At 60.1% G+C, this 23,223-nt stretch carries 21 protein-coding genes and 3 tRNA genes; 13 read left to right on the plus strand and 11 right to left on the minus strand.

Annotation, left to right across the window (positions count from 1 at the left end):
- Positions 1-151, minus strand: a 151-nt coding sequence (locus EGI20_RS04675; protein WP_498630119.1) for a tetrahydrofolate dehydrogenase/cyclohydrolase catalytic domain-containing protein, incomplete at its 3' end; no start/stop codon positions are given.
- A 119-nt stretch (positions 152-270) separates the two neighbouring features.
- Between EGI20_RS04675 and EGI20_RS04680 the strand changes: the two genes are divergently transcribed.
- The 4 genes from EGI20_RS04680 to EGI20_RS04695 all read left to right on the plus strand — a co-directional run bounded on the left by EGI20_RS04680 (position 271) and on the right by EGI20_RS04695 (position 1,096).
- Positions 271-347: transfer RNA gene (locus EGI20_RS04680), tRNA-Pro, on the plus strand.
- A 31-nt stretch (positions 348-378) separates the two neighbouring features.
- Positions 379-455, plus strand: a tRNA-Arg gene (locus tag EGI20_RS04685).
- 13 nt (positions 456-468) lie between these two features.
- Positions 469-544, plus strand: a tRNA-His gene (locus EGI20_RS04690).
- A 390-nt stretch (positions 545-934) separates the two neighbouring features.
- Positions 935-1,096, plus strand: coding sequence for a hypothetical protein (locus EGI20_RS04695; RefSeq protein WP_498630056.1), 162 nt, complete (start codon positions 935-937; stop codon positions 1,094-1,096).
- A gap of 75 nt (positions 1,097-1,171) precedes the next feature.
- Here EGI20_RS04695 and EGI20_RS04700 read toward each other — a convergent pair whose 3' ends face one another.
- Positions 1,172-2,305: an alpha-hydroxy acid oxidase gene (locus EGI20_RS04700; protein ID WP_498630058.1), complete on the minus strand. Its 1,134-nt coding sequence runs from the start codon at positions 2,303-2,305 to the stop codon at positions 1,172-1,174.
- A gap of 38 nt (positions 2,306-2,343) precedes the next feature.
- Positions 2,344-3,852, minus strand: a complete 1,509-nt coding sequence (locus tag EGI20_RS04705) for a cyclic-di-GMP receptor FimW-related protein (protein WP_498630060.1) — start codon at positions 3,850-3,852, stop codon at positions 2,344-2,346.
- Between the two features lie 206 nt (positions 3,853-4,058).
- On the opposite strand from EGI20_RS04705, the gene EGI20_RS04710 reads away from it, so the two are divergent.
- Together EGI20_RS04710 and EGI20_RS04715 are read left to right on the plus strand one after the other, a co-directional pair.
- On the plus strand, positions 4,059-4,901 hold the full coding sequence (locus EGI20_RS04710; RefSeq protein ID WP_498630061.1) for a flagellin N-terminal helical domain-containing protein: 843 nt from the start codon (positions 4,059-4,061) through the stop codon (positions 4,899-4,901).
- Between the two features lie 74 nt (positions 4,902-4,975).
- The gene (locus EGI20_RS04715; protein ID WP_498630063.1) at positions 4,976-5,938 is read left to right on the plus strand and encodes a hypothetical protein; all 963 of its coding nucleotides are present in this window, start codon (positions 4,976-4,978) and stop codon (positions 5,936-5,938) included.
- A gap of 87 nt (positions 5,939-6,025) precedes the next feature.
- On the opposite strand, the gene EGI20_RS04720 is transcribed toward EGI20_RS04715, so the two are convergent.
- From EGI20_RS04720 to EGI20_RS04755, 8 genes are read right to left on the minus strand one after another with little or no spacing between them, the layout of a single operon-like run.
- Positions 6,026-9,541, minus strand: a complete 3,516-nt coding sequence (locus tag EGI20_RS04720) for a glycosyltransferase (RefSeq protein ID WP_498630064.1) — start codon at positions 9,539-9,541, stop codon at positions 6,026-6,028.
- Positions 9,542-9,595: 54 nt separating this feature from the next.
- On the minus strand, positions 9,596-11,686 hold the full coding sequence (locus tag EGI20_RS04725) for a flagellar biosynthesis protein FlhA (RefSeq protein WP_498630066.1): 2,091 nt from the start codon (positions 11,684-11,686) through the stop codon (positions 9,596-9,598).
- Positions 11,683-12,825 (minus strand): flagellar type III secretion system protein FlhB, encoded by a 1,143-nt coding sequence (gene flhB, locus EGI20_RS04730; protein ID WP_498630068.1) that lies wholly within the window; start codon positions 12,823-12,825, stop codon positions 11,683-11,685. Before flhB ends, EGI20_RS04725 begins: the two co-directional genes overlap by 4 nt.
- Entirely contained in the window at positions 12,818-13,600 is a 783-nt protein-coding gene (fliR, locus tag EGI20_RS04735; protein ID WP_124736313.1) for a flagellar biosynthetic protein FliR, read from the minus strand. Before fliR ends, flhB begins: the two co-directional genes overlap by 8 nt.
- Entirely contained in the window at positions 13,601-13,873 is a 273-nt protein-coding gene (gene fliQ, locus EGI20_RS04740) for a flagellar biosynthesis protein FliQ (protein WP_124736314.1), read from the minus strand.
- Entirely contained in the window at positions 13,873-14,622 is a 750-nt protein-coding gene (gene fliP / locus EGI20_RS04745; protein ID WP_124736315.1) for a flagellar type III secretion system pore protein FliP, read from the minus strand. Before fliP ends, fliQ begins: the two co-directional genes overlap by 1 nt.
- On the minus strand, positions 14,619-14,969 hold the full coding sequence (gene fliN, locus EGI20_RS04750; protein ID WP_498630071.1) for a flagellar motor switch protein FliN: 351 nt from the start codon (positions 14,967-14,969) through the stop codon (positions 14,619-14,621). The genes fliP and fliN overlap by 4 nt, the downstream gene beginning before the upstream one ends.
- 7 nt (positions 14,970-14,976) lie before the next feature.
- Positions 14,977-15,843, minus strand: coding sequence for a FliM/FliN family flagellar motor C-terminal domain-containing protein (locus EGI20_RS04755; protein ID WP_498630072.1), 867 nt, complete (start codon positions 15,841-15,843; stop codon positions 14,977-14,979).
- A gap of 231 nt (positions 15,844-16,074) precedes the next feature.
- Here EGI20_RS04755 and fliE point away from each other — a divergent pair, with 231 nt between their 5' ends.
- The 7 genes from fliE to fliD all read left to right on the plus strand — a co-directional run bounded on the left by fliE (position 16,075) and on the right by fliD (position 23,209).
- Positions 16,075-16,410, plus strand: coding sequence for a flagellar hook-basal body complex protein FliE (fliE, locus tag EGI20_RS04760; protein ID WP_124736317.1), 336 nt, complete (start codon positions 16,075-16,077; stop codon positions 16,408-16,410).
- Positions 16,411-16,428: 18 nt separating this feature from the next.
- The gene (fliF, locus tag EGI20_RS04765; protein ID WP_498630074.1) at positions 16,429-18,087 is read left to right on the plus strand and encodes a flagellar basal-body MS-ring/collar protein FliF; all 1,659 of its coding nucleotides are present in this window, start codon (positions 16,429-16,431) and stop codon (positions 18,085-18,087) included.
- Positions 18,068-19,129 carry a flagellar motor switch protein FliG gene (locus tag EGI20_RS04770; protein ID WP_328698585.1) on the plus strand — a complete coding sequence of 354 codons (1,062 nt, stop codon included), beginning with the start codon at positions 18,068-18,070 and terminating at the stop codon, positions 19,127-19,129. The genes fliF and EGI20_RS04770 overlap by 20 nt, the downstream gene beginning before the upstream one ends.
- Positions 19,126-19,995, plus strand: a complete 870-nt coding sequence (gene fliH, locus EGI20_RS04775) for a flagellar assembly protein FliH (protein WP_498630077.1) — start codon at positions 19,126-19,128, stop codon at positions 19,993-19,995. The genes EGI20_RS04770 and fliH overlap by 4 nt, the downstream gene beginning before the upstream one ends.
- On the plus strand, positions 19,985-21,295 hold the full coding sequence (fliI, locus tag EGI20_RS04780; protein ID WP_498630078.1) for a flagellar protein export ATPase FliI: 1,311 nt from the start codon (positions 19,985-19,987) through the stop codon (positions 21,293-21,295). Before fliH ends, fliI begins: the two co-directional genes overlap by 11 nt.
- Complete coding sequence (locus tag EGI20_RS04785; RefSeq protein ID WP_498630080.1) at positions 21,292-21,735, plus strand: flagellar export protein FliJ; 444 nt, start codon at positions 21,292-21,294, stop codon at positions 21,733-21,735. Before fliI ends, EGI20_RS04785 begins: the two co-directional genes overlap by 4 nt.
- Positions 21,736-21,862: 127 nt before the next feature.
- Complete coding sequence (fliD, locus tag EGI20_RS04790; RefSeq protein WP_498630081.1) at positions 21,863-23,209, plus strand: flagellar filament capping protein FliD; 1,347 nt, start codon at positions 21,863-21,865, stop codon at positions 23,207-23,209.
- Positions 23,210-23,223 lie beyond the last annotated feature (14 nt).

The following is a 23,223-nucleotide window of genomic DNA, read 5'->3' on the forward strand; positions in this document are numbered from 1 at the left end:
CATAAACGCCGGAGGCCGGGTCGTCGCCGATCAGGATGACGGCGAGCGCGGGTGCGCGCTTGCCTGCGGCCAGGCGTGCGTCTACACCCTCGCGTACTTGAGTGATCAGCGTTTCTGCGACTGCCTTGCCATCAATGAGTTGTGCCGACATGCGTGGTATTCCTAGAGGAGGGAGCAGGATCAAAATGGCATTTTCGCATTATTACGCCCTCTTTCTCAATGGGTATTGACAGTGCAAAGGCTAGCCAGTATAGTTTGCTCCTCAGTTGGCGGAGTGTGGCGCAGCCCGGTAGCGCACCTGGTTTGGGACCAGGGGGTCCAAGGTTCGAATCCTTGTACTCCGACCACAAGAACACGCAGTACCTGACAGATAGACTTGCGCCCGTAGCTCAACCGGATAGAGCACCGACCTTCTAAGTCGGGGGTTACAGGTTCGATTCCTGTCGGGCGCACCACAGTTTTACGGTGGTGGATATAGCTCAGTTGGTAGAGTCCCGGATTGTGATTCCGGTTGTCGTGGGTTCGAGCCCCATTATCCACCCCAAAAATATTAAAACCCTGATTTCTTTGTGAAATCAGGGTTTTTTTGCGTGGATAAAACGATTTGCTACACGAACTGTTACGCACGACGTGGAGTCAGTCACATGAAAGCCATTGCAGAAAATCTTTGCCGGCGCGGAAAAAAGGGGAGGCTGATATTGTCGCCACCGGGTTACCCATGACTTCGAGCCGGCATTCTTTGCGATCCTACATCTTTGCGGTGTCAATGCGAAGCCTTCTGACACAACGTGCTTTCTCGGTAAGCATGGTTTCTAACCAACCTGCCATATAACAAATCTTAACATTTGATATTGCGCGCTTAAGCCCGGGTTAAGTCCGGTTGGTGAAGATGGCGCTGTCGCCGGCCCTATCGCGCCGGCACCAGGAGCCTAAAATGCAAATCTTCAGCGAACTCTTTCTTTCCCCAGCGGGTTTAATGAGCATCACCGCTATCATGGCCGCGCTGGCCAAATTCGCTTGGCTCATCGCCTACTTCATTCGTCAGACCCGAGCCGATGAAAAGAGCGTCGCATCCAGACTGGTGAAGCCAGTCTGATGTCAATCAGCATCCAGTTTTACCCCCGCAGCCTTGCCACCGATGCGCAAACGGTTGCGGCGGGGGGCTTGTTATTTAGCGAACCAGAATATCCGGGCCGATATCGCGGATGGTCTGCTTGCCGGTGAGTGCCATGCTGACATCCATCTCCTTATGCAAAATTTCCAGCATGCGGGTGACGCCTTCTTCACCCATTGCCCCCAGCCCATACAGGAATGCCCGCCCAATCATGCTGGCTTTAGCGCCCAGAGCCGTGGCCTTGAGAATGTCTTGTCCACTGCGGATGCCGCCATCGAACCAGACTTCAATCTCCGAGCCTACCGCATCGACAATAGCGGGCAGGGCGGCGATCGACGACATGGCGCCATCCAGCTGGCGTCCGCCATGGTTGCTGACCACGATGGCATCGGCACCGGTGGCGACCGCCAGTCTGGCATCTTCGACATCCAGTATGCCTTTCAAGATCAGCTTTCCGCCCCATTCCTGCTTGATCCACGCCACATCGTCCCAGCTGAGCGTCGGGTCGAACTGTTGGGCCGTCCACTGGCTGAGCGATACGATATCGCCGCCACCGGCAACATGACCGGCCAGGTTGCCGAAGGTTTTTCGCCCGCGCAGCGCGCGCAGTGCCCAGGCCGGTTTGGAGCCGATGTCCAGAATATTGGCCAGCGTCAGCTTGGGCGGCACCGACATGCCGTTTTTCAGATCCTTGTGGCGCTGGCCGAGAATTTGCAGGTCCAGCGTCAGCACCAGCGCCGAGCAGCGGGCGGCCTTGGCGCGCTGGATCAGGGTGCGGATAAAGCCGCGGTCGCGCATTACATACAGCTGGAACCAGAACGGCTGGCGCGTGGCGGCGGCCACGTCTTCAATCGAGCAGATGCTCATGGTCGACAGGGTAAACGGGATGCCGAATTTTTCGGCCGCGCGGGCGCCGAGGATTTCGCCATCAGCCCATTGCATGCCGGCCAGCCCGGTCGGCGCGATGACTACTGGCATCCGCACCGGCTGGCCTAGCAAGGTGGTGGCGGTGCTGCGTGTTTCCACATTGATGGCGACGCGCTGGCGCAGCTTGATGGCCGCCAGATCGCTGCTGTTGCTGCGGTAGGTGCTTTCGGTGTAGGCACCGCTGTCGGCGTAGTCGTAAAAGGCTTTGGGTACGCGTTTTTGCGCCAGTTGGCGCAGGTCTTCCACACAGGTAATCACGGGCATGGTTTGGGTCCGCAGAGGGTTTGGGCAGTTGTCACCGCCTACTGGTTTTTGTATTCGAATAGCTGGTAGTGGGTGTTTTGCATCAGCAAACGGGTGGCCTGGATGGCGATTTCCTGTGTGCCATGGCGGACAATGAACGGGCGCAGGGTGTTGAACGCGCGTCCTTCCATCAGCAGCACGCCGCAGCCGCTATGGCGCAGGCTGCCTTTTAGCATGATGGCCTGTTGCCAGCTCGTGCCGAGCGAGTTATCGGGGCGTATTTCCACGGCTTGCGGCTGTTTGCCCATATATTCGATGCCATACCAGGTTTGCGCATCGTGACTGTTGATGCGGCGCACGATGCCGCAGCGCCAGTGGCGCGGTTTGCTGCTGATCAGCACCACCTCGCCCGGTTGTATATGGTACAGCCGGCCTTCGCCTTGCAACTGGACGCCGGACAGGCTCAGGTCGACTACATGCAGCTCCGGCGCGGGTATCGCGCTGTCTTCACCTGACTCTGTCGTAGTCTCTGCGGCCAGGACTGCCCAGCAGTCTGGCAGCGAACTTAACAGGCGCAGCTTATTGCTTTCCAGACGCCGGCGCCGGCGGTGACGCCGTCGTGCCGGGTGGCGCCAGTTTTGCTGCAACTGCAGCAGCAACTGCAGCTGGATTTGCGATACCGGCTCGGGCAGGGCTTGCAGCCGCGCCTGCAAGCTATCCAGCAGTGTGGCCAAATCCAGTTGCCACCACGGTCCGGGGGCTTTGCGCGCAGGCCAGTCGGTAATAAAGCGCGGCGGGGTGTCGCCGGTACTGCTGAAGACAAAGCCGCCTTCTTCCGGCAACTCGCCCGTCGCGGCCACCAATTGCAGGTGACGGGCTTCTTCCTGCATTAACGGAATAAAGGCGTTCAGCGAAGCCTGGTCCATGCCGTTGCTGGCGATCAAGCCGGTTAGCAAGATGGCTGCGTAGCGGGCGGCCAGCGTGATGGCGGGCTCACCGACCGTTTTTTGCGCCCAGTTCTTGGCCGCGATATGGGCATGGATTTGATGGCAATCCAGCCAGAAGCCGGCGGGCAGTTGGGCATGATGGCGGGTGAAATAAAGCTGTAGTTGCCAGGCGCTATCCAGTGCCTGCGCCAGCGCTTCCACGCGCGGCTTGCTGCTGGCGAGCCAGCCGCCACCGCTGCGGTCGCGCAGCATGGCCAGCCGTTTGTAACCCTGATGCAGGGCGATTTCAAGCTGCAGGGCGAGCGCCTGCAAGTGGCTGCCGGCCTCTGCGTCGTCACGGCTGCGCTCGCGTGCCAGCGCATCAAGCCGGGTCTGCAGGCGGCTGCTGGTGGTGCGTGTTGCTTGCAGCGACAGCAGCAAGGTGTCGGCCGACAGCGGGCTATTGCTGACCTTGTCCAGCCAGAGCAGCAAAACCCGCGCCGCTTCATCCGCATCCAGTGCGGTTGTGGACGGAAAGCGGGGCAGCAGCGGTTCGGGGCTGGCCGGTGACAGCAAAAGAGGCAGCGAGGGCAGGGTCAGGTCGGTCACGGCAGGCTTGGGTGCTGGTAATGATGAAATCATATCATTATGCAGGCTATAGCGTCGTGTTGGTAAAGCCCGTGATTATTTTGTAGTGGGCACTTGAAAGCCATATCTGTCCGGCGGTGGGAGATGCGAGTAAAAAAATTAGCCGGCGGATTTAAGTGTTGCGGCAAGCCGGTCGTCTTGTATCAGTGAAGGCGCTGGAATGAGTGCCTCAATTGATACCAAAACCGGAGAAATCTATCATGCTGAGCCTGCACACCAACGCCGCATCGCTGTTTACCAAGAGCAACCTCAACACCAGTCAGAGTGGTCTGGCTACCGCTATGACCCGTCTGGGTACCGGCCTGCGCATCAATAGTGCAATGGATGACGCCGCCGGTCTGCAGATCGCCACCCGTCTGGACGCGCAGAGCCGCGGCATGAGCGTGGCGATGCGCAATACGCAGAACGCCACCTCGATGCTGCAGACGGCTGAAGGTGCGCTGGGTGAGGTGTCCAATATTGTGATGCGCATGAAGGATTTGGCTACACAAGCAGCTGATGGTACGACCAGCGTCGATGACAAGAAGGCACTGGATGCCGAGTTTGCATCGCTGGGGGCTGAAGTGGGGAATATCCTGAAGAACACCAGCTTTGGCGGTACCTCCTTGCTGTCCGGTGGCACCTTGAGTGCTGTTGTACAGTTCCAGGTCGGTGCGACAACGGGTGACACCTTTAAGTTCGATGCTTCCGGTGCTGTGGCTGGGGTCACCGGTGCTGTCAGTGCTATAACTGCGGGCACATCCGGTAAAATCGAAACTAGCGCTAACGCTTCCGCCATGATTACCACCATGGCTGATGCACTGGGCAAGGTGAGTACCCTGCGCTCTGAGCTGGGTAGCGGTGCTAACCGTCTGAACCATATCTATAACAATCTGGCCAACGTCAACAACAATACTCAAGTCGCCAAAGGCCGCATTATGGATACCGACTACGCGTCCGAATCGGCCAGCATGACCTCCAAGCAGATGCTGATGCAGGCCGGCACTTCGATGCTGAAGCAGTCCAGCTCGATGAGCCAGCTGGCGATGTCGTTGCTGCAATAATTCTTGGGCGCTTTGCGCCTGGTCTGATCAAGCCGGTTGCCGTGTGGCACCGGCTTTTTTCATGCGGGGAATGTATGGGTGAACGCATTATGGCAGTCAGTGCCGCCTTGCCGCCGATTGCGGTGCGTAGCCGCGACGGCGATGTGTTATTGCGCCCGGGCGAGCTGCTCAAGCTGATGCTGATGGCGCATCAGGCCGACGGTACGGTATTGCTGCAAGGCGAAGGGGTGAGCGTCAGCTTGCGCTGGCCGGCTTATCTGCCCGCGCCCGCGACAGGTTCTGTCTGGCCGTTCGTGGTGCGTGCCGTGTCGCCGCGGCTGGAGCTGGCCTGGCCGCAGCGCGCGGGCGATCAGGCTGCGGTAGCGCCGTCCGAGGCTGGTGGGCGCGCGTGGGTGGAGGATGTGGCCAGCGCGCCGGCGCTGCAGCGGCAGAAGCCGACGCCGCAATGGCTGGCGCAGGACTGGCAGGTGGCGCTATCCGGTGCGCTGCAGGCGGAAAGCCAGCGCCAGAATGTGCGGGCGCAGCGGCAGATTTCCGGTGTCTGGCTGCAACTGGCCGGTGAACTGCCACAGGCGGCGGCGCAGCCGGCTTTGCCCTTGAGCCTGCCGTTCTGGCCCTGGGGCGGGCCCGTGTTGCACATCGACCTGGCGGAGGGGCGGGCGCGTGCTCGGGCGGAAGATGAATTGCCGGCGGCGGATCTGGTGGTCGAGACAGAGCTGGAAGAGGCCGGGCGGGTGCGGCTGGTATTGCGCGGCCATATAGATGGCGTCGCGCTATTGCTGATGGCTTCGCCGGTGGGCTGTGCCTGGCTGGAGCAGCGCCTGCCGACTGTGCGTGATGCATTGCGGCAGGCCGAGTTGACGCTGCTGGCCTGCCACCTTATGCCGGCCGGCAGCGTGCCGCCGCGACTGTTGCCCGGCAGCCGCTTGCCGGCGCTGGCGGCCCGGCCCCTACCGCTGCCCTTGTTCGAGGTGGCGGTACGGGTCTTGCTGGCCCTGAGCCCCAAGCTTGAGTCCGCCATGTCGGATCAAGCCTGAGGGCCGCGGCCGCTGTCCCGCATGGCAGACGAGAAGCCATGATGCGCTATGGTTTGCGCAGCACTGCCGCGCAAACCACACCATGGCTTATCCCAACAGCGCCTGTTCCCACTCCTGCCAGTGCTCATCCAGCCAGTAATGCTGGTCGACCCAGGCGCGCAGCACCTTGCCTTCCTGCTCGGCCCGTGCCGGATCCTGTGCCAGAGTACGGATGGCACTGATCCAGGCTTGCGCATCGGTGCCGACCCGGGTGACCGGTGCGTTGTTGGTGCGGTAGGGGTCAATGTCCGAGCACACCACCGGCCAGCCCATTACGCCATACTCCAGCAAACGCAGATTGCTCTTGCAGCGGTTGAAGTCATTGTTGGCCAGCGGTGCCAGGGCGATATCGAGATTCAGCGCGGCCATGGTCTGCGGATAGTTTTCATAGGTCACCGCCGCGTGACGCTCCATCGCCACATCTTCCAGACCGTCTGGCCACATGCCCATAAACACCCATTCGACCTCGTGCTGCAGCGCACGCACCACCTCGCGGATCAGCGCCAGATCCCCCGCATGTTGGTGTGCACCGACCCAGCCGACCCGTGGCTTCCTCCCCTGAGCGCGCAGGCTGGAGACATGACCCCAGTCGCTACGGCGCAAGCGGTTTGGCACGACGCGGATGTCGGCGATCATGGGGGTGCAGAATTCGCGTAAGGTCTCGGTGGATACAATCAGGCGGTCGCACAGAGCCAATGCCCTACGCAGGCGGCTACGCACATCGCGGAACTGGCGCTTCCAGTCCTTGTAGACATTACTCTCTTGTGGAATGGCCGTCAGTAGATCATCCAGCGAAGCGATGCGGCGCAGTTCGGGCAGGTGGGTGCGGTAGGCTTCGAGTGCGGAAAAATGTGCATCCGAGACGGGGGTCTGCATCAGGAAGATATCGGCTTCCATCCGCTTGGCGCTCATCAGGCAGGGTAGTGGCTGATTGTGCGGTGCACACATGATGGCAGCCTGTCCCTGTTCTTCCAGCATTGTTAGCGGTTGGACGATGCGATATTTTCCTGACCCTCCTTCACCTGCAAAGCCGTAGATACGCGGTGTATCTTGGAAATGGATATCCCACAAGGCGGGCAGGTGTTGCCGCAGGCGTAGTTTGCTGTCGTTGTAATATAAGTGTCGATTATTGGCGGGGTCATGCGCCATCCTGTCCAGCCATGTTTTCAGCATGTACTGGTGCTCTGCCTGAGCGCGGATCATACTTTCCAGTTTATGCTGGTAATCAGCGGCATTGACTGAAAGGATACTGGTACTGCCGTGATGTACCACGGTGGCGAACGGGGTATAGATCACCCGGTAGCCGGCTGCACCGACTTTAAGGCAGTAATCGACATCATTGAACAGGACTGCGAGATTTTTCTGGTCAAAGCCGCCAAGTTGTTGATAGGTTTGCTTGCGGCTTAACAGGCAGGCTGCAGTGACGGCCGCTATGCTCTGTTCGACCAAGATCCGGTTCATGTAACCCGGCGCTTCGCCTTTTGCTCCAATAAACGGGTGATTGGCAACAAAATTAAGATGATCTTCAAAATTGAAAGCCACACCAGCATGCTGGATATTACCTGACTCTGGATAAACCAGTCGGCAGCCTACTGCGCCGACTTCGGGCCTTTGCGCATGCTGCATCATGCGTTCCAGCCATTGTCCATGGACAATCTGGGTGTCGTTATTGAGCAGTAGCACATAGTCGCCGTGTGCCATCTCTACGCCGAGGTTGCACTGGGCAGCGAAATTGAAAGGCGCAGCGTAATTTGCCAGTCGGAACCGTTTTCCCAGTCGCTCAACGAGGGAATTATAGTAATCCAGGGTGTCCGGATCCTTGCTCTGGTTGTCGACGATAATCAACTCCCAATTCGGCCAGCTGGTTTTTTCAATCAGGCTTTCTACGCACGGTTCGATATATTCGAATTTGTCACGGTTGGGGATGATGATGGAAACTAGGGGCTGCTCCGGATGCAGATATTCTGTCCGTAGCGTGCCCTCGATAAAGCCCGGCTTGTTATAAGCTTCGATATTACGGCGCAGAAAGTGTGCCTGATTGATTGAGCTGCGGGCACGACAGTCCGCATCCGATGGAATCCGGTAACTGTCGGGCAGACTGAGCAGTACTTTCTCAATATGGCTGATAGCCGTGGTGCCATGCTGTTCATACAGCCGCAACAGATTATCGATATGTGCCCATGCGCCGCCATTGCCACAGCTACCGGACTGTAGCACGGCCTGGTTGCTGAATATGACGGCCGGGCCGATATAATCCATTGCATACAGATAATCCGGATCAAAACCCGGTTTAAACCAGGGCTCACTGCGGTGGCCATCCGTGTTGACCCTGTCATGGTCACAATAAAAAGCGGTGGCGTCAGGGAAACGGTTGATATAGTCAGTCATGCAAATCAGCCACTCATCGGATAGGCGTGTACCGGCTGGAAGACGTGCAAACCAGCCTTCGTGAGAGGCATGCAGATAGCGATTTTCGATCAGGGCTTGTGCCTCGCAATCTGTCAAGTCCACATCGCTTTCCCAGCAAAGCTGTCCGCCATCAAACATAGGGTCGGGGCAGGGGGCATCGGAAAGCACGACGACCCGCCAGTGCGGATAGTGCTGGCCAGGTAAACAATCCAGCGTGTCGGCTAGCAGGGGAAGTTCAGCCTGGCTGCTGTGGATGAACAGGGTAAAGACCGGTAACTGTTTCCAGTCGTTTTGGGTGCGTCGGAGCAAGGCATCTGCTTCGGCGTTGCGCATTTTCATCAAATCTAGCCAGGCCGGATAGCCTTTGAAATCGTAGTCGATGTCTTTATTGTGTATTTTTTTGAATCCGGCTGATGCCAATTGCTGAATTTTTGACCGGTTTTTAAGGTTGGAACTTTTTTTTGTGCATATTATGCAGTACTGGAAACAGCGCAATGTCTCTATGTCTTCACATAGACCAGAAATGCTATTAATGAAAAGCTCGTCTTCTTTTTTTGTGACGGGTAATTGCAGTTCGCTGATGATTTCCAGACCTGCACGATGTACAGCTTCCCGGAAGGTTTCTGGGGTAAAAAACCTGATATGGGTTGCGTCTAGTAGCCCTGTGCTTTGATAATCAAAACGGCCTGCTAGTAGCTCTCGGATAATGGAGTAATGCGATATATTTGGGACTTGAAGTATAAGAATGCCATCTTCTGAAAGATATTCACTGGCTTTGTTGATGGATTCCCACGGGTTGTACATGTGTTCAAGAACATCATTGAAGCTTATTATGTCAAAACCTGTAGGGTAGTCGTGGTTGATTAATTTTCCTATCTTGTCAAAATCATCTGAATATACATGGGTCGCGTGTTTTGCAGCTTCTTTTGCTGCGGTAGGGTTAATTTCGACGCCAACCGCTTTTTTCCAGTATCCCTTCGTAGCTTTAAATAGGTGACCTTGATTGCAGCCTATATCAAGCCATGTTTCTGGTTCGATGTTGATTATTACTTGTGCGATGTGTTCTGGATAATAATTTGAACCATATACTATCTCGCTGTTTGAATGGGTTGAGAGTATTGATTCCGGAGATTGTTTTTTAATTTCTTCTGGCATTTTGTGTGTCCTTTTAAGTTGGTAATCATTTGTATGATTATTTTATTTGTGTATTTAGCCCAGCGTCCCGATCAGGCTGACTTCGCGGTTTTCCGGCACCTCGTTGTAGGACAGCACATTCAGGCCCGGCGCGAACAGGCGGCCGTAGCGTGCCAGAATGGGGCGGATCTGCGGCATGACCAGCAAGATGGGGGCGGTGGCGTGCTGCTTCATCTGGTCGCGTATCACCGGCATATTGACCTGCAGCTGTTGCAGCACATTCGGGTCAACCGGGAAACTGTCGAGCGCAGCCTTGCCGCTTTGCTGCGACTGGGTGAGGGAGGAGAGCAGCATGTTTTCCAGCTCGGGGGTCAGGTTGAAGGCCTTCATTTCGGCATGGGGGCCGAGAATGGCCTGCACGATCTGGCGTCTGAGGGTGCAGCGCACCTCGGCGGCCAGCAAGATGGGGTCTTTACCGTTTTCCGCCACCTCGGTCAGGGTGGTGGCGACCGGTATGATGTCCTTGAGCGATACGCCTTCGGTCAGCAACTGGCGGAAGACGCGCAATTGCTGGCCCTGGGTCAAGGCTTGCGCCAGTGCCGCCGCCAGCTTGGGCGCCAGCGTCGACAGGCGCTCGTTCAGCGCCGCCACATCATCCAGCGTAAACAGCTCGCTCATCTGCTCGCGCATCACCTTGTTCAGGTGGGTGGCGATCACGCTCGGGCAGTCGACCACCTGATAACCCAGACCCAGCGCATGCGCCTTGTCGCCGCTTTCTATCCAGGTGACCGGCATCAGATAGGCCGGGTCGATGCCGGGGATGCCATCTAGCTGGCCATAGACCTGGGGCGAGGGGATGGCCATCAGGCGCTCGGGGTGGACTTCGGCCTCGGCCACGGTATTGCCGCCGATTAAAATGGCGTATTGCGTGGGCTTGAGCCTGAGATTGTCGCGCAGGGTAATGGCCGGCAGCAGCACGCCCATGGCTTCGCTCAGGCTCTGACGCACGCCGCGCACCCGCTTGCTGAGCGGGGCGCCTTGCGCCTGATCGATCAGCCCAACCAGACGGTAGCCCAGCATGACCGACAGCATGTCGGTGTAGGGCAGGGCGTGCCAGTCCAGTGGCGGCTCGGCGTCACCTGAGAGCGCCTGACGGATTTCGGCGATATCGGCCTTGGCCGGCGCTTCGTGGCGGTTTTTTTGCATGCGCCAGCCGACAAAGGCGAGCAGGGCGGCAAAGGCGATAAAGGTGGGCCAGGGCATGCCGGGGATGATGGCCAGCACGAACATCATGCCGGCGGCGCTTAGCAGTACGGTCGGCGAAGCCAGCAACTGGCCGCCGATCTGCTGCTGCATATCGCCGTCGTCGCTGACGCGGGTGACGATAATGGCGGCTGCCGACGACAGCAAGAGCGCGGGGATCTGCGCCACCAGACCGTCACCGATGGTCATCAGCGCATACTGGCGGAAGGCATCGGCAAAACCCATATCGTGCATCAGTGCACCGATGGCGACCCCGCCCACCATATTGATGATCAGGATCAGGATGCCGGCGATGGCATCACCGCGCACGAATTTGGATGCGCCATCCATCGCGCCGTAAAAATCGGCCTCGGCCGCCACATCCTTGCGCCGCTGCTGCGCGCCTTCCTGATTGATCAGGCCGGCAGTCAGATCGGCGTCGATCGCCATCTGCTTGCCGGGTAAGGCATCTAGGGTAAAGCGGGCGGAGACTTCCGAGATGCGCTCCGCACCCTTGGTGATCACGATGAAGTTGATAATCATCAGGATCACGAACACCACCAGGCCGACCACGAAGTTGCCGCCTATCACTACATGACCGAAGGCCTCGATCACCCGGCCGGCGGCATCGGTGCCTTCATGGCCGTTGAGCAAGACCACCCGGGTCGAGGCGACGTTCAGCGTCAGGCGCATCAGCGTCGTCGCCAGGATGATGGTGGGGAATACCGAGAAGTCCAGTGGCCGTCTGGCCGAGACGCTGACCAGAATCACCAGAATGGCCAGCACGATATTGAAGGTGAACAGGATGTCCAGCGCCAGCGGCGGCAAGGGCAGGATCACCATGGCGAGGATGGCCAGCAGGAAAATCGGCGCGGCTACCTTCAGGCGGCTTAACTCGTTGATGATGCGGGTAGGCAGGTTCATTTCGGTTCTCGCGGTTCGCTCATTTCGCGTGGTACGGGCAGGCTGTCCGGCAGGACGGGCGCGTTGCGGCGCTTGCCGCTACGAAAGGCTTTCAGTTGCAGTACATGGTTCAGCACCAAGGCGACGGCACGGTAAAGCGGTGTCGGGATCTGCTGGTTGACCTGGGTGGTGTGATAACAGGCCCGCGCCAGCGGCGGAATTTCGATGACTTCGATACCCAGCTCCTGTGCCTGTGCGCGGATATACAGCGCCATTTCATCCATGCCCTTGGCGATCAGGAATGGGGCTTCGGCGCGCGACTCTTCATACTTGAGCGCGACGGCGTAGTGGCTGGGGTTGACGATCACCACATCGGCACCGGGCAGGCTTTTACGCACGCCGCGCTGCGCCATTTGCTGCTGGATCTGGCGGATGCGCTGCTTGATTTCGGGACGGCCTTCGGTGCTCTTGTATTCGTCCTTGATCTCCTGTTTGCTCATCTTTTGCTGGCGGGCAAACAGCCAGCCTTGTAGTGGGACATCAATCAGAGCAAAGGCAACAAACAGCAGGATCAGCGACATCAGCGCATCGGTAAACACGGCCAGGCTATGGATCAGGGTCGCGTCCAGCGTGGCGCCCTTCAGTGCGAAAAAATCGTTCATGGCCTGATGGGCCACGCTCCACAATACCGCGCCCAGCACCAGTGCCTTGACGATGGATTTGCCGGTTTCGCTGGCGTGCTGGGCCGAGGCGATACGGCTGAAGTGGGCCAGCGGGTTCATGCGCTCAAGCTTGGGAAAGAAATGGGTGGCGGCAAACACCCAGCCGCCGGGCAGCATGGAAAACAGCATAATGGCCAGCGGAATGGCTGATAGCGGCAGCAGCATGCCGGCCAGCAGCATAAGCGAGCCGGAAAACAGCAGCGAGAAACTATTGTCCAGCGTGCCGCTGCCGCCCAAAGGGGCAAAAGCCAGCGCAAACAGGCTGTGAAAATCCGTCAGCCAGCCGGGCATCAGTAAGGCATACAGCTTGAGCGCGGCCAGCAAGCCGATGGCGCTGGCCAGATCGCGCGAGCGCGGCACCTGACCTTTTTTGCGCGCCTCGCGCAGTTTATGCGGGGTAGCCTTTTCGCTCTTGTCGCCGCTGTTGCTTTCAGCCAAGCGCGCCTCCTGTCAGCATGCGCTCCCACAGTCCGAAGATCTGCTGGCACAGACGCACATAATGGCCGGGCAATAAGGTGGCCACCAGGGTCAGCGTCATCAGTCCGAATAAGGTCACTAGCGGAAAACCCAGGGAAAACAGGTTGAGTGCCGGCGCCACGCGGTTAATCAGGCCGAACCCCATTTGCACGACGAAGGTGGCGAAGATGGCCGGCAGCGCCAGCAACAGGGCAGCTGACATGGCCCAGCCCACCCCCAGCACCACCTGCAGCATGGCTTGCGGCGGGATACCACCGCCAGCGGGCCACAAGGCAAAACTGCGGTAGATGACTTCCACCAGTACCAGATGCGCATCCATGGCAAAAAACAGCAGCGCCCCAAACAGATAGAGCAAGGTGGAAAGCACATCGCTGGAGCTGCCATTGCCCGGGTCGTTCAGGGTGGCCATAGACAAGGCCATCTGCGAGGACAGCAAAAAACCCAGCAGCGACAGCACGACCATCACCAGTTGCAGGGACAACCCGAACAGCAGGCCGATAATGACCTCGCCCAGCGCGGCGGCGATGCCCGCCAGCGAAAACGGATCGATCGGCGCCATATCGCGCATGGCCGGTGCGCTAATCATTGCCAGCACCAACGCGATGGCGACGCGGGCGCGCATGGGGGTAGCGGTCTCCCCGACAAAGGGGGCAACCGACAAGGTGGCGATAAAGCGGCAGAACGGCCACCACAGCATGGGCAGCCATTGCAGCAGTTTGGGAAACAGACCTTCCATCTAGCCCACCAGGGTGGCGGCACGATTGAACATATCTACGCAGAAATCCATCAGGTAGGTTGTGATCCAGTGCCCGGCCAGCGCAATGGTCAGCAAGGTGGCCAAGAGACGCGGCAGGAAGGACAGGGTTTGCTCGTTGATCTGGGTGGCCGCCTGAAACAGGCTGACCAGCACGCCGACCAGCAGCGAGGGCAGCACCAGCAGTACCACCAGGGTCACGATGACGGCCAGACTGTCGTGGACCAGGTCGACGGCGATTTCCGGGGTCAGCATCAGTAGGCCTGTATGCTGGAAACCAGCGTATTGACCGTCAGCGACCAGCCATCGACCAGCACGAATAGCAAAAGCTTGAGCGGCAGGGAGATCACCAGCGGCGACAGCATCATCATGCCCATGGCCATCAGCACGCTGGCTACCACCAGGTCGATCACCAGAAACGGAATAAACAGCATGCAGCCGATCTGGAAGGCAGTTTTCAGTTCGGACAGTAAAAAAGCGGCCAGCTTGACGACAAAAGCGTGTTGCTTGGGTTCGGTGATATGCGCCTCGCCCGACAGGCGGGCAATTTGCGCCAGCGCCGTCTTGCTGGTTTGCGCCAGCATAAAGCGCGACATCGGCTCTTGCGCGACGGTGAGGGCCTGCTGCATAGTGATCTGGTCCTGGTCGAACGGCACCATGGCCTTGTCCCAGACTTCAAGTCCGATCGGACGCATCACCAGCAAAGTCAGGATCAGCGCGACCCCGGTCACGATGCGGTTAGGCAGGCCCTGCTGCAGTCCCAGTGCCAGACGCAGCAGCGACAGCACGATGACGAAGCGGGTAAAGCTGGTCATCATCAGCACCAGCACCGGCAACAGGCCAAGCAGGGTCAGCAGAATCAGGATCTGCGTTTTGACCGTAAAGTCGATCTGGGTGCCGGCTGCATTGGCGCTAAGCAAATCCAGCGTGCCGGCGGCACCTGCGGCCAGCGGCATCAGTGCAAGAGCACCGGCCAGATAGTGCGTAGCGGATAGCTGCTTCATGAAGAGAGTGCGTCCAGGCCCAGATTGTTCAATTCGGTAATGCGCAAACCGTAATTTTCGCCGCAGATCACCACTTCGGCCCGGCCGATCAGGGTACCGTTGACGCGGATGTCCAGCGCCTCGCCGGCCTGCTTGTCCAGTTCGATCACCGAGCCGGTATTCACTGCAGCTAGGTCTGCCAGCGAGATCTCTGCTTCACCGACTTCCAGCGTCAGCGTAACCGGTATGCGCCGCAGCAAGCCGCTCATATCGCGCGGCGCAGGGGAAGCGACGGGGGCTTCGGCGGGTGGCGTATCCAGCCTGTCCAGCAGATTGTCGAGTTCTTCCAGATCGTTGTTTTCCATCATGTGAGCTTCATTCTTCATCGGTAAAGGAGGTCAGGCACAGCCTGCCTTCGTGTTCGACCACGCTGGCGCGGAACAAACGGCTGCGTCCGATATGGACATGGGCTGAACCCGGGTGCAGGGCAGGGATAATCTGGCCGACCCGCAAATCAAGGACTTCACCCAGACTCAGGCTCTGGGGCTGTAGCCGGGCCTGCAGGCGCAGTCTGAGGGTCTCGCCGAAATGGGGGCCTGGCGTGCCGGATGCGCTTGCCGGGCGTGGCGCAAGGTGCGTGCTGCTGGCCCTGAGCAGGCGATCCAGACTGTCGCGGTCAAGGCTGAGACGGATTGCCCCGCAAGGGCTGCCATCGTTTTCTGTCAGCTGCAGGATCAGCGCAAAGACCGGCGTGCTGCCGGGGGCGACAGGCAGGTGCTGGGCGGGGGGCAGCGGAAGCGGAGTATCGCCACAGGACTGGGCAATGAATTCGGGCAGCAAGGGCGCCAGCGTCGCGCCCAGCATCCGGGCCAGGCGAAATTCGGTTTCGGTCTCGGGTTGCTCGGTCTGGGCTGCATCCGTTTGCGCCGTGCGTCCGCCATAGCGGCAGTCGAGTATGCGCAGCAGCAACGGGCGTTCGATATGCACGCCTATGCTGCTGCTGCCGACCCGGTGCCAGCTCCAGCGCGGGCAGGTGCTGACTTCGCGCGTATAGCGCATGCTGCCCAGCACTAAGGCGGCGCGATAGCGCTGGCTCAGTTCGCTTCTGACAAATTCGTGGACCCGGGCTTCAATCAGCGGCATCAGCAGGGGGAGCTGATGAAAAGGCCGGCCTAATGTGGTGGCGTCCAGTGGCTGGACGCGTGCCGCTTGTTCCGGGCTCAGGATCTTGGCTTTGGGCATGGCTTCTTCAAGTTGGCAGGAGAGGGCAGTCAGGCTCGCGGGCGCGGACGTGTTACATGGATGAGCATCTTACTGAATGCAGGGCGGGTAGATGAGGTGAAAATTCACGTAAGGGTCTGTGAAAATTCACGCATATAGAAGATAGAAGTAAGTTTAAACTGCGGCGCAGTAAACCATGCCGTCATAAAGGTGGCATGGCACACCTTTCTCTTATGTCTGTTAAGGATGCGCATGCTCACCAATCCGGGCTTGATGTTACTCAGCGGGCAGTCCGCTATCTTGCGCGATATGGCGACGCTGGCGCAGCCGGCCAATATCGCCAGCCAGCCTGAAGGCGCGGCGGATTCGCACAGCTTTTCCGATGCCATGATGGCTGCGCTGCAGAGCGTGGACGCGCAGGGGCGCGAGGCCTCGGACAAGATGACCGAAGTGGACAGCGGCCGCAGCAATGATCTGGTGGGCGCGATGATACTTAGTCAGGAGGCCGGCCTGTCGTTCTCCATGCTGACCCAGGTTCGCAACAAAGTCGTCAGTGCGGTGGATGACCTGATCAAGATGCCGGTCTGATTCTTTGTGGAGCCTGTCTTGATTTCCCGATTGCGTAACGGTTTTGAAGCCTGGCGCGCGCGCGCGCCGGCATGGCCCGTACCGGCATCCTCCTTGCGCTATGCCTTGCCGATGCTGGCGCTGTGCGCGCTGGTGACGCTGGCGGTGGTGTTCTGGTTGTGGCGCGACGACGCCAGTTATAAACCGGTGTTTGGCGCTGATGAAAAAATCGCCGCCGCCGACATGATGGCGGTGCTGGACGGCGAGCAGATTCCCTATCGCCTGCATCCGCAAAGCGGGCAGGTGCTGGTGCCGGATGCGGTGCTGGGGCGTGCGCGTATGGCGCTGGCGTCCAAGGGGGTGGTGGCACGTCTGCCATCCGGTCTTGAAATCATGGATCAGCAAGACCCGCTCGGGGTCAGCCAGTTTGTGCAGGATGTGCGCTTTCGCCGCGGACTGGAGGGCGAACTGGTGCAAAGCATGCTGGCGCTGGAGCCGGTCAAGGCTGCGCGTGTACATCTGTCACTGCCCAAGAGCACCTCTTTTGTTGGTGCCGCCGATAGCAAGGCTTCGGCCTCGGTGGTGCTGACACTGAAAAACGGCCAGACCCTGAGCGATGAGCAGGTGGCTGCGGTGATCAAGCTGGTGTCGGGCAGTGTATCGACCCTGCCCGAGGGCAGCGTGACCCTGGTCGATCAGGCCGGCAACTTGCTGTCGGCACGGGTGGATCTGTCCGAAGGCTTGGTGCAGGGCAAGGACAGCGAGGCGGCGCGCCGCATCAAGGGCGAGGTTGCCGATAATGTGCGCGCCTTGCTGGGGGCCAGTCTGGGCGAGGGCAATTACCGCTTGAGCGTGACCGCCGATGTCGACAACGACAGGGTGGAGGAGACGCGCGAGCAGTATGGCGAGGCACCCAAGGTCACCAACGAAGCTTCGCGCGCGGAAACCTCGGCCAATGCGCCCATGGTCGGGAGTCCCGGCTCGCTGAGCAACCAGCCCATCGATACCAGTGCTTCTGCGCCGGTCGGTGAAAAGCTGGGTGCCAGCCGCCAGGCCACCACGCGCCAGTATGCTTACGACCGCAATATTACCCAGATCAAACGTGCCCGTGGCCAGTTGCGCCGCCTGAATGTGGCGGTGGTACTGAACCAGCGCGCGGCCCCGGACGGCAAACGCTGGACGCCGGCACAAATCGCCAATATCGAAGCGGTACTGAAAAACGGTCTGGGTTTTGATACCCGGCGCGGCGATACCTTGCTGGTCAGCAGTCTGGATTTCCGTCCCGAAGTGCCGGCCGAACCGTTCTGGATGGACCCGGCGGTGTGGTATGAGGGCTTGCGTATGCTGGGCTGGGCAGTGGCAGCCTTGCTGGCCTATTTGCTGCTGGTCAAGCCCGTGCTCGCGCTGTTGCGCCGTCAGGCATCCCCGCTAGCTGGCAGCGCGCCCGAGCGTGAATTGCCGGCCGAGATGCCGGCCGCGCTGGGGGTGACGCCGGATGGGCAGGGCGTGGCACTGGCAGCGGCGCCTGGGCGGGTGGGGGCGGTTGTGCCCCTGCTGGAAAACTATGATCTGCCACCGGCGGGCTCGTCAGTCGATGTACTGGTCGACCATCTGAAGGATCTGGCGGCTAAGGAGCCGGAGCGGGTGGCCGAGGTGGTGAAACAATGGGTGCAAAAAAGTGGACAACAGCAGTCTTAATGGCGGCATGAATGCCGCAACGGCGGCACTGGCCGCAGCCGAGACGCAGGAGCATGCCTTGTCTCCGGTCGAGCAGGCCGCCATTCTTTTGTTGTGCATGGGGGAAGAGCCTGCGGCGGCCGTTTTGCGCTGTCTGAACCGCGAGGAATTGCTGCAGGTGACGCAGGTGATGAGCGGCTTAAGCGGGATCAAGGTCGATACCGTGAAAACCTCGATCCAGAAATTCTTCGACGAGTACCGCGAGCAAAGCGGCGTGCATGGTGCCAGCCGCGCCTTCCTCAAGCGTTCGCTGGATCTGGCATTGGGCAGCGATATTGCCAACTCGGTACTCGACCAGATCTACGGCGATGCCATCCGTCCCAAGATGGCGCGCCTGCAGTGGGTGTCGCCGCAATGGCTGGCCGACCGTATCGCGCATGAGCATGTGCGCATGCAGGCGCTGTTTTTGGCCTTCTTGCCGCCGGCGCTGGCAGGCCAGGTGCTGGATGCCCTGCCCGAAGCCTGCCATGACCGGGTGCTGGTCAATATTGCCCGTTTAAAAGATGTGGACAGAGACCTGCTGCTGGAGCTGGAGGAGCTGGTCAACCGCTGTCTGGCCAGTCTGCACACGCAAAGCACCGGTGTCGAGGGCATGCAGCAGACTGCCGACATCATCAACCGCATGTCGGGCGATCGTGGCCGCATGATAGAGCTACTGCGCGCGCATGACCCGAAGATCGTGTCCGAAATCGAGTCGCGCATGTACGACTTCTTCGTCTTGTCGCGCCAGACCGAAACGGTGATTGCACGCATCTGCGAGGATGTTTCGCTCGAAATGTGGGCCATTGCGCTCAAGGGTGCCGAGCCTGCGGTGCGTGACGCCATTATCCAGACCATGCCGCGACGCCAGGCACAGAACTTCGAGGGCCAGATGCGCCGTCTGGGGCCGGTGCCCAAGAGCCGCATCGAAGATGTGCGCGGCGAGATTATGGAGCTGGTCAAGGAAATGGCGGCCAATGGTGAAATCGACCTGCAGCTGTTTCCCGAGGAAGTCGTCGAGTGAAGAGCTGGCGTTCTTTCCGCTTTCCGCCGCTGGTGCAGGGCGAGTTGCCTCCCGCTTTTGCCAGCGGCGATGTCGCGCAGGTGCAGGCCTCGGTGGCCGACGGTTTCCGTCAGGGCATGGATGCCGGCTACCACGAGGGTCTGGCCGCGGGCGAGGCGGCCGGGCGCGAGGCCGGCCAGCGCGCCGGTTATCAGGACGGGCTGGAACAGGGGCGCCAGCAGGCGCTGGCCAGCTTGCTGGCACTGGCCGCGCCGCTGGATGCGGCGGCGGCATCATTGCGCCACACCTGTGACGACTATCAGGCTTTTTTGCGCGAAGGCGTGGTGGATCTGGTTGACCGGGTGGCCCGCCAGGTCATTCGCTGCGAGCTGACTTTGCGTCCGGCACAGATTCTGGTGCTGGTCGAGGAAACCCTGGCTGCCTTGCCTCTGGTCAAGGGCGAGGTGGAGATCGCCTTAAATAGCGAGGAATACGAGCGCATTCGCGAGCTGGCGCCTGAGCGGGCCAGCCAGTGGCATTTGCTGGCCGATGCCAAATTGCCGCCCGGTGAGTGCCGCATCCGCACACCTGAAATAGAGGCCGATGCCGGCTGTCGTCAGCGGCTGGATGCTTGCCTGGACAAGGTACGTACGCAATTGGCCATCTTGCCGCCAGACGGCAGCGAGATGCCTCCGGTTGCGCTGGCAGCAGAGGCGCTTGCTCCGGCTGCGACAACCGATACCGCTGGCGCGCGCAAGCGTGCGCCGGCCAAGGCTGCGCCGCCTGTGAAAACCAAGCCGCAGACCGAGGCCGAGGCGACGGCTGCGCCGGTCAAGCGCAGCAAGGCACGCAGCAAGGCGCAAGCAGGGGCAGACGATGCTGCGTGATGCGCTGGGGCAACTGGACCTTGCCAGTGTACCGATGGCCAGTGTGACCGGTCGCCTGATCGGCGTGTCCGGCCTGCTGCTGGAAAGCGTGGGCTGCCCGCTGGAAACCGGGCAGCGTTGCCTGATTGAAACGGCACGCGGCGAGTGGCTGGATGCGCAGGCTGTGGGCTTCAAGCGTGAAGTCTCGTATCTGATGCCATTCAAGAAACCGGTCGGTTTGATGACGGGCGCCCGGGTCAAGCCGGCACCGGACGCCGGCGGCCTGATGATAGGGCCGTCCTGGCTTGGGCGTATTGTCAACGGGCTGGGCGAGCCGCTGGACGAAATGGGTCGCCTGGGCGGGGACATGCCGCTGGCAGCACATCCGCCACGCATCAATCCGCTTAAAAAACGTGCGGTGGATACGCCGCTGGATGTCGGCGTGCGTGCCATCAACGCGATGCTGACACTGGGGCGCGGCCAGCGCGTCGGCCTGTTTGCAGGTTCGGGGGTGGGCAAGAGCGTGCTCTTGGGCATGATGACGCGCCACACCGAAGCCGAGGTGGTCGTGGTCGGCCTGATCGGCGAGCGTGGGCGCGAGGTGCGCGAGTTTGTCGAGCATGCGCTGGGCGCACAAGGCTTGGCCAAGGCAGTACTGGTGGTAGCGCCGGCAGACGAGTCGCCCTTGATGCGCCTGAAAGCGACCGAGTTGTGCCACACCATTGCTGCCCATTTTCGCGATCAGGGGCAGAACGTGCTGTTGCTGGTGGATTCGCTGACCCGTTATGCGATGGCGCAGCGCGAAGTGGCGCTGGCACTGGGCGAGCCGCCCGCCACGCGCGGTTATCCGCCTTCGGTATTCGGCATGTTGCCAGCGCTGGCCGAAAGTGCCGGCAATGGCGAAGGGAGCACGGGCAGCATGAGTGCGATCTACACCGTATTGGCCGAGGGCGATGACCAGCAGGACCCGGTGGTCGATACCGCGCGTGCCATTCTTGACGGCCATATCGTGCTGACGCGCGAACTGGCCGAGCGCGGCCATTATCCGGCCATCGATATTGCCGCTTCGGTCAGTCGCTGCATGGGGCAGGTGGTGCCGCGCGAGGTGAAGTTGTCGGCACAAGCGCTGAAGGCGATGTGGGCGCGTTATCAGGAAGTCAGGGCATTGTTGCCGCTGGGCGCCTATGTCGCCGGTGCCGATCGCGATACTGATCGCGCTTTATCCTTGCTGCCGGCGATAGAGGGTTTATTGCGTCAGGATGCCGACACGGGCGCATCGCTGGCCGGTAGCTGGCAACAGTTGCAGGAGATTGTCGCATGAGCAAAGCGCGCAGTTTGCAGGCCTTGAACGTGATGGTGGGTGTACGGCAGCGGGAGGTAGAGCGCGCAGCCGACGAGCTTAAAACCAAACATGCCTTGCTGCAGCGTTACCGCAACAATATCAGTCTGCTGGAGCAGCTGGGTGCGCCGCCATCGGCGGGCCAGGCGGTGTTCAGCAGCTCGCAGGCGATGAATATGTCGGCTTACAAGGCGCAGCTTAGCCAGATCAAGCTCAGCCAGCAGCAGGATCTGGCCTTGTCGGAAGCCGATGCCGAGCTGAGTCGTCAGGGTCTGCTGGCAGCGCGGTTAAAACGCGAGGCGATGGCGCAGGTGCATGATGCTGCGGCACGTCACCTGTTGCGCGAGGTGGAGCGGCGCGAGCAAAAGCATGCGGACGAAGCGGCCGGCCTGAGCTGGCAGCGCCAGACAGCGCGCTTTTAGTCTGCAAGCCGCAGGATAAACAGGATGGTTTTATTAAGTGGCTTAATTGTTTTAGTAAAAATTCAAGAAAACAGCGTGTTTGGTCGCTAGTTAACACTATGGTGGACTGCCCGAACAGGATATTGCTATGACCGACTTCAATCCCGCCCAGATGGCCAGCCAGATGGCCACCTACTATGTGCAAGGCGCGAAAGCGCAGCTTGATATGCAGAGCAAGGCCAGCAAGGGGCGCAGCGATGCCCTCGCCAGCTTGCAAAAATCGCTGCAGGATTTCCGTAGTGCACTGGATGGGCTGAGTGCCAAGAAAAACATGCTGGCGATGAGCGCAACCGTCTCGCCCGATGGCGCCGCCACGGTGACTGCGACCGGCAAGGCTCAGGGCGGCCGCTATTCGCTGTTTGTCGAGCAGGTGGCCAGTGCGCACCAGATCAGTTTTGTGCCGCCCAACGGGCTGGCGGTGGCGAGTGGCGAAACCCTGACGGTGAATGTGGGGGCAAAGAGCTTTTCGATTTCCTTGAAGGATGCGGACACCGATGGTGTCTCCGGCTTGTCGCCCACCGAGATTGCACGCGCCATCAACCAGCATAAGGATAATGCCGGCAAGCTCAGTGCCGGCGTGGTGACCGGGCAGGACGGCAGCAGCACGCTGATCTTGTCGGCTGGCCAGACTGGGGCGGCCAATACGATCACGCTAAGCTCAGGCAATGCCGCGCTGGCGGGTGCGCTCACGGCACGCAAGCAGCTGACCGAGGCCAGGGATGCGGTGGTGTGGATGGGGGCGAAGGATACCGGGGTCAAGCTGACTCAGGCGAGCAATGCTTTTGCCGTAGTGGATGGCGTCACCTTGAACCTGAGCAAGGCACAGGGGGCGGGTGATGCCCCGCTAGTGCTGAATGTTGCGCGCAGCGACACCGATACCACCGCCAATGTGCAGGGCTTTGTCGACGGCTATAACGCGCTGCTCAAAAACATCAATAGCCTGACGGTGGCCGGCAATGCCGAAAAGGGGCAGGCGGCCGGCGCTTTTGCCTCGGACGCCAGTGTGCGTGCGCTGCGTGAGCGGCTGAACAGCCTGATCCGTCAGGATTTCGGCGGGGTCAAATTGTCGGACATGGGTATCAGCGCCGCGCGTGACGGCACGCTTACGCTGGACAAGACCAAGCTGGGCAAACTGCTGGACAGCAAGCCGGATGCGCTGGACAGTTTTTTTAACGGCACGACGGCATCTGGCGGTCTGCTTAAAGCCGGCAGCAGCTATCTGGATACCTGGCTGAGCTCGACCAAGGGCGTGCTCAAACAGCGCAGGGATTCCGAAACCGGGCTCAAGGCCGATCTGGACAAGCGCCAGAGCCGTATCGATCAGGATTACGACCAGGCTTACCAGCGCTATCTCAAGCAGTACAGCCAGCTGCAGCAGTTGCAGACGCAAATGGCTAAAACCGTGGAAATGTTGAACAGCAATCTGGGCGTTTGATGCGCCAGAGGCAA

The organism is Aquitalea sp. S1-19, from assembly GCF_024343515.1.

What these genes read in the sequence shown, in the direction of transcription:
- EGI20_RS04695 (WP_498630056.1), top strand. Translation starts at nt 935, where the DNA reads ATGCAAATCTTCAGCGAACTCTTTCTTTCCCCAGCGGGTTTAATGAGC.
- EGI20_RS04700 (WP_498630058.1), bottom strand. Translation starts at nt 2,305, where the DNA reads ATGCCCGTGATTACCTGTGTGGAAGACCTGCGCCAACTGGCGCAAAAA.
- EGI20_RS04705 (WP_498630060.1), bottom strand. Translation starts at nt 3,852, where the DNA reads ATGATTTCATCATTACCAGCACCCAAGCCTGCCGTGACCGACCTGACC.
- EGI20_RS04710 (WP_498630061.1), top strand. Translation starts at nt 4,059, where the DNA reads ATGCTGAGCCTGCACACCAACGCCGCATCGCTGTTTACCAAGAGCAAC.
- EGI20_RS04715 (WP_498630063.1), top strand. Translation starts at nt 4,976, where the DNA reads ATGGGTGAACGCATTATGGCAGTCAGTGCCGCCTTGCCGCCGATTGCG.
- EGI20_RS04720 (WP_498630064.1), bottom strand. Translation starts at nt 9,541, where the DNA reads ATGCCAGAAGAAATTAAAAAACAATCTCCGGAATCAATACTCTCAACC.
- EGI20_RS04725 (WP_498630066.1), bottom strand. Translation starts at nt 11,686, where the DNA reads ATGAACCTGCCTACCCGCATCATCAACGAGTTAAGCCGCCTGAAGGTA.
- fliR (WP_124736313.1), bottom strand. Translation starts at nt 13,600, where the DNA reads ATGGAAGGTCTGTTTCCCAAACTGCTGCAATGGCTGCCCATGCTGTGG.
- fliQ (WP_124736314.1), bottom strand. Translation starts at nt 13,873, where the DNA reads ATGCTGACCCCGGAAATCGCCGTCGACCTGGTCCACGACAGTCTGGCC.
- fliP (WP_124736315.1), bottom strand. Translation starts at nt 14,622, where the DNA reads ATGAAGCAGCTATCCGCTACGCACTATCTGGCCGGTGCTCTTGCACTG.
- fliN (WP_498630071.1), bottom strand. Translation starts at nt 14,969, where the DNA reads ATGATGGAAAACAACGATCTGGAAGAACTCGACAATCTGCTGGACAGG.
- EGI20_RS04755 (WP_498630072.1), bottom strand. Translation starts at nt 15,843, where the DNA reads ATGCCCAAAGCCAAGATCCTGAGCCCGGAACAAGCGGCACGCGTCCAG.
- fliE (WP_124736317.1), top strand. Translation starts at nt 16,075, where the DNA reads ATGCTCACCAATCCGGGCTTGATGTTACTCAGCGGGCAGTCCGCTATC.
- fliI (WP_498630078.1), top strand. Translation starts at nt 19,985, where the DNA reads ATGCTGCGTGATGCGCTGGGGCAACTGGACCTTGCCAGTGTACCGATG.
- EGI20_RS04785 (WP_498630080.1), top strand. Translation starts at nt 21,292, where the DNA reads ATGAGCAAAGCGCGCAGTTTGCAGGCCTTGAACGTGATGGTGGGTGTA.
- fliD (WP_498630081.1), top strand. Translation starts at nt 21,863, where the DNA reads ATGACCGACTTCAATCCCGCCCAGATGGCCAGCCAGATGGCCACCTAC.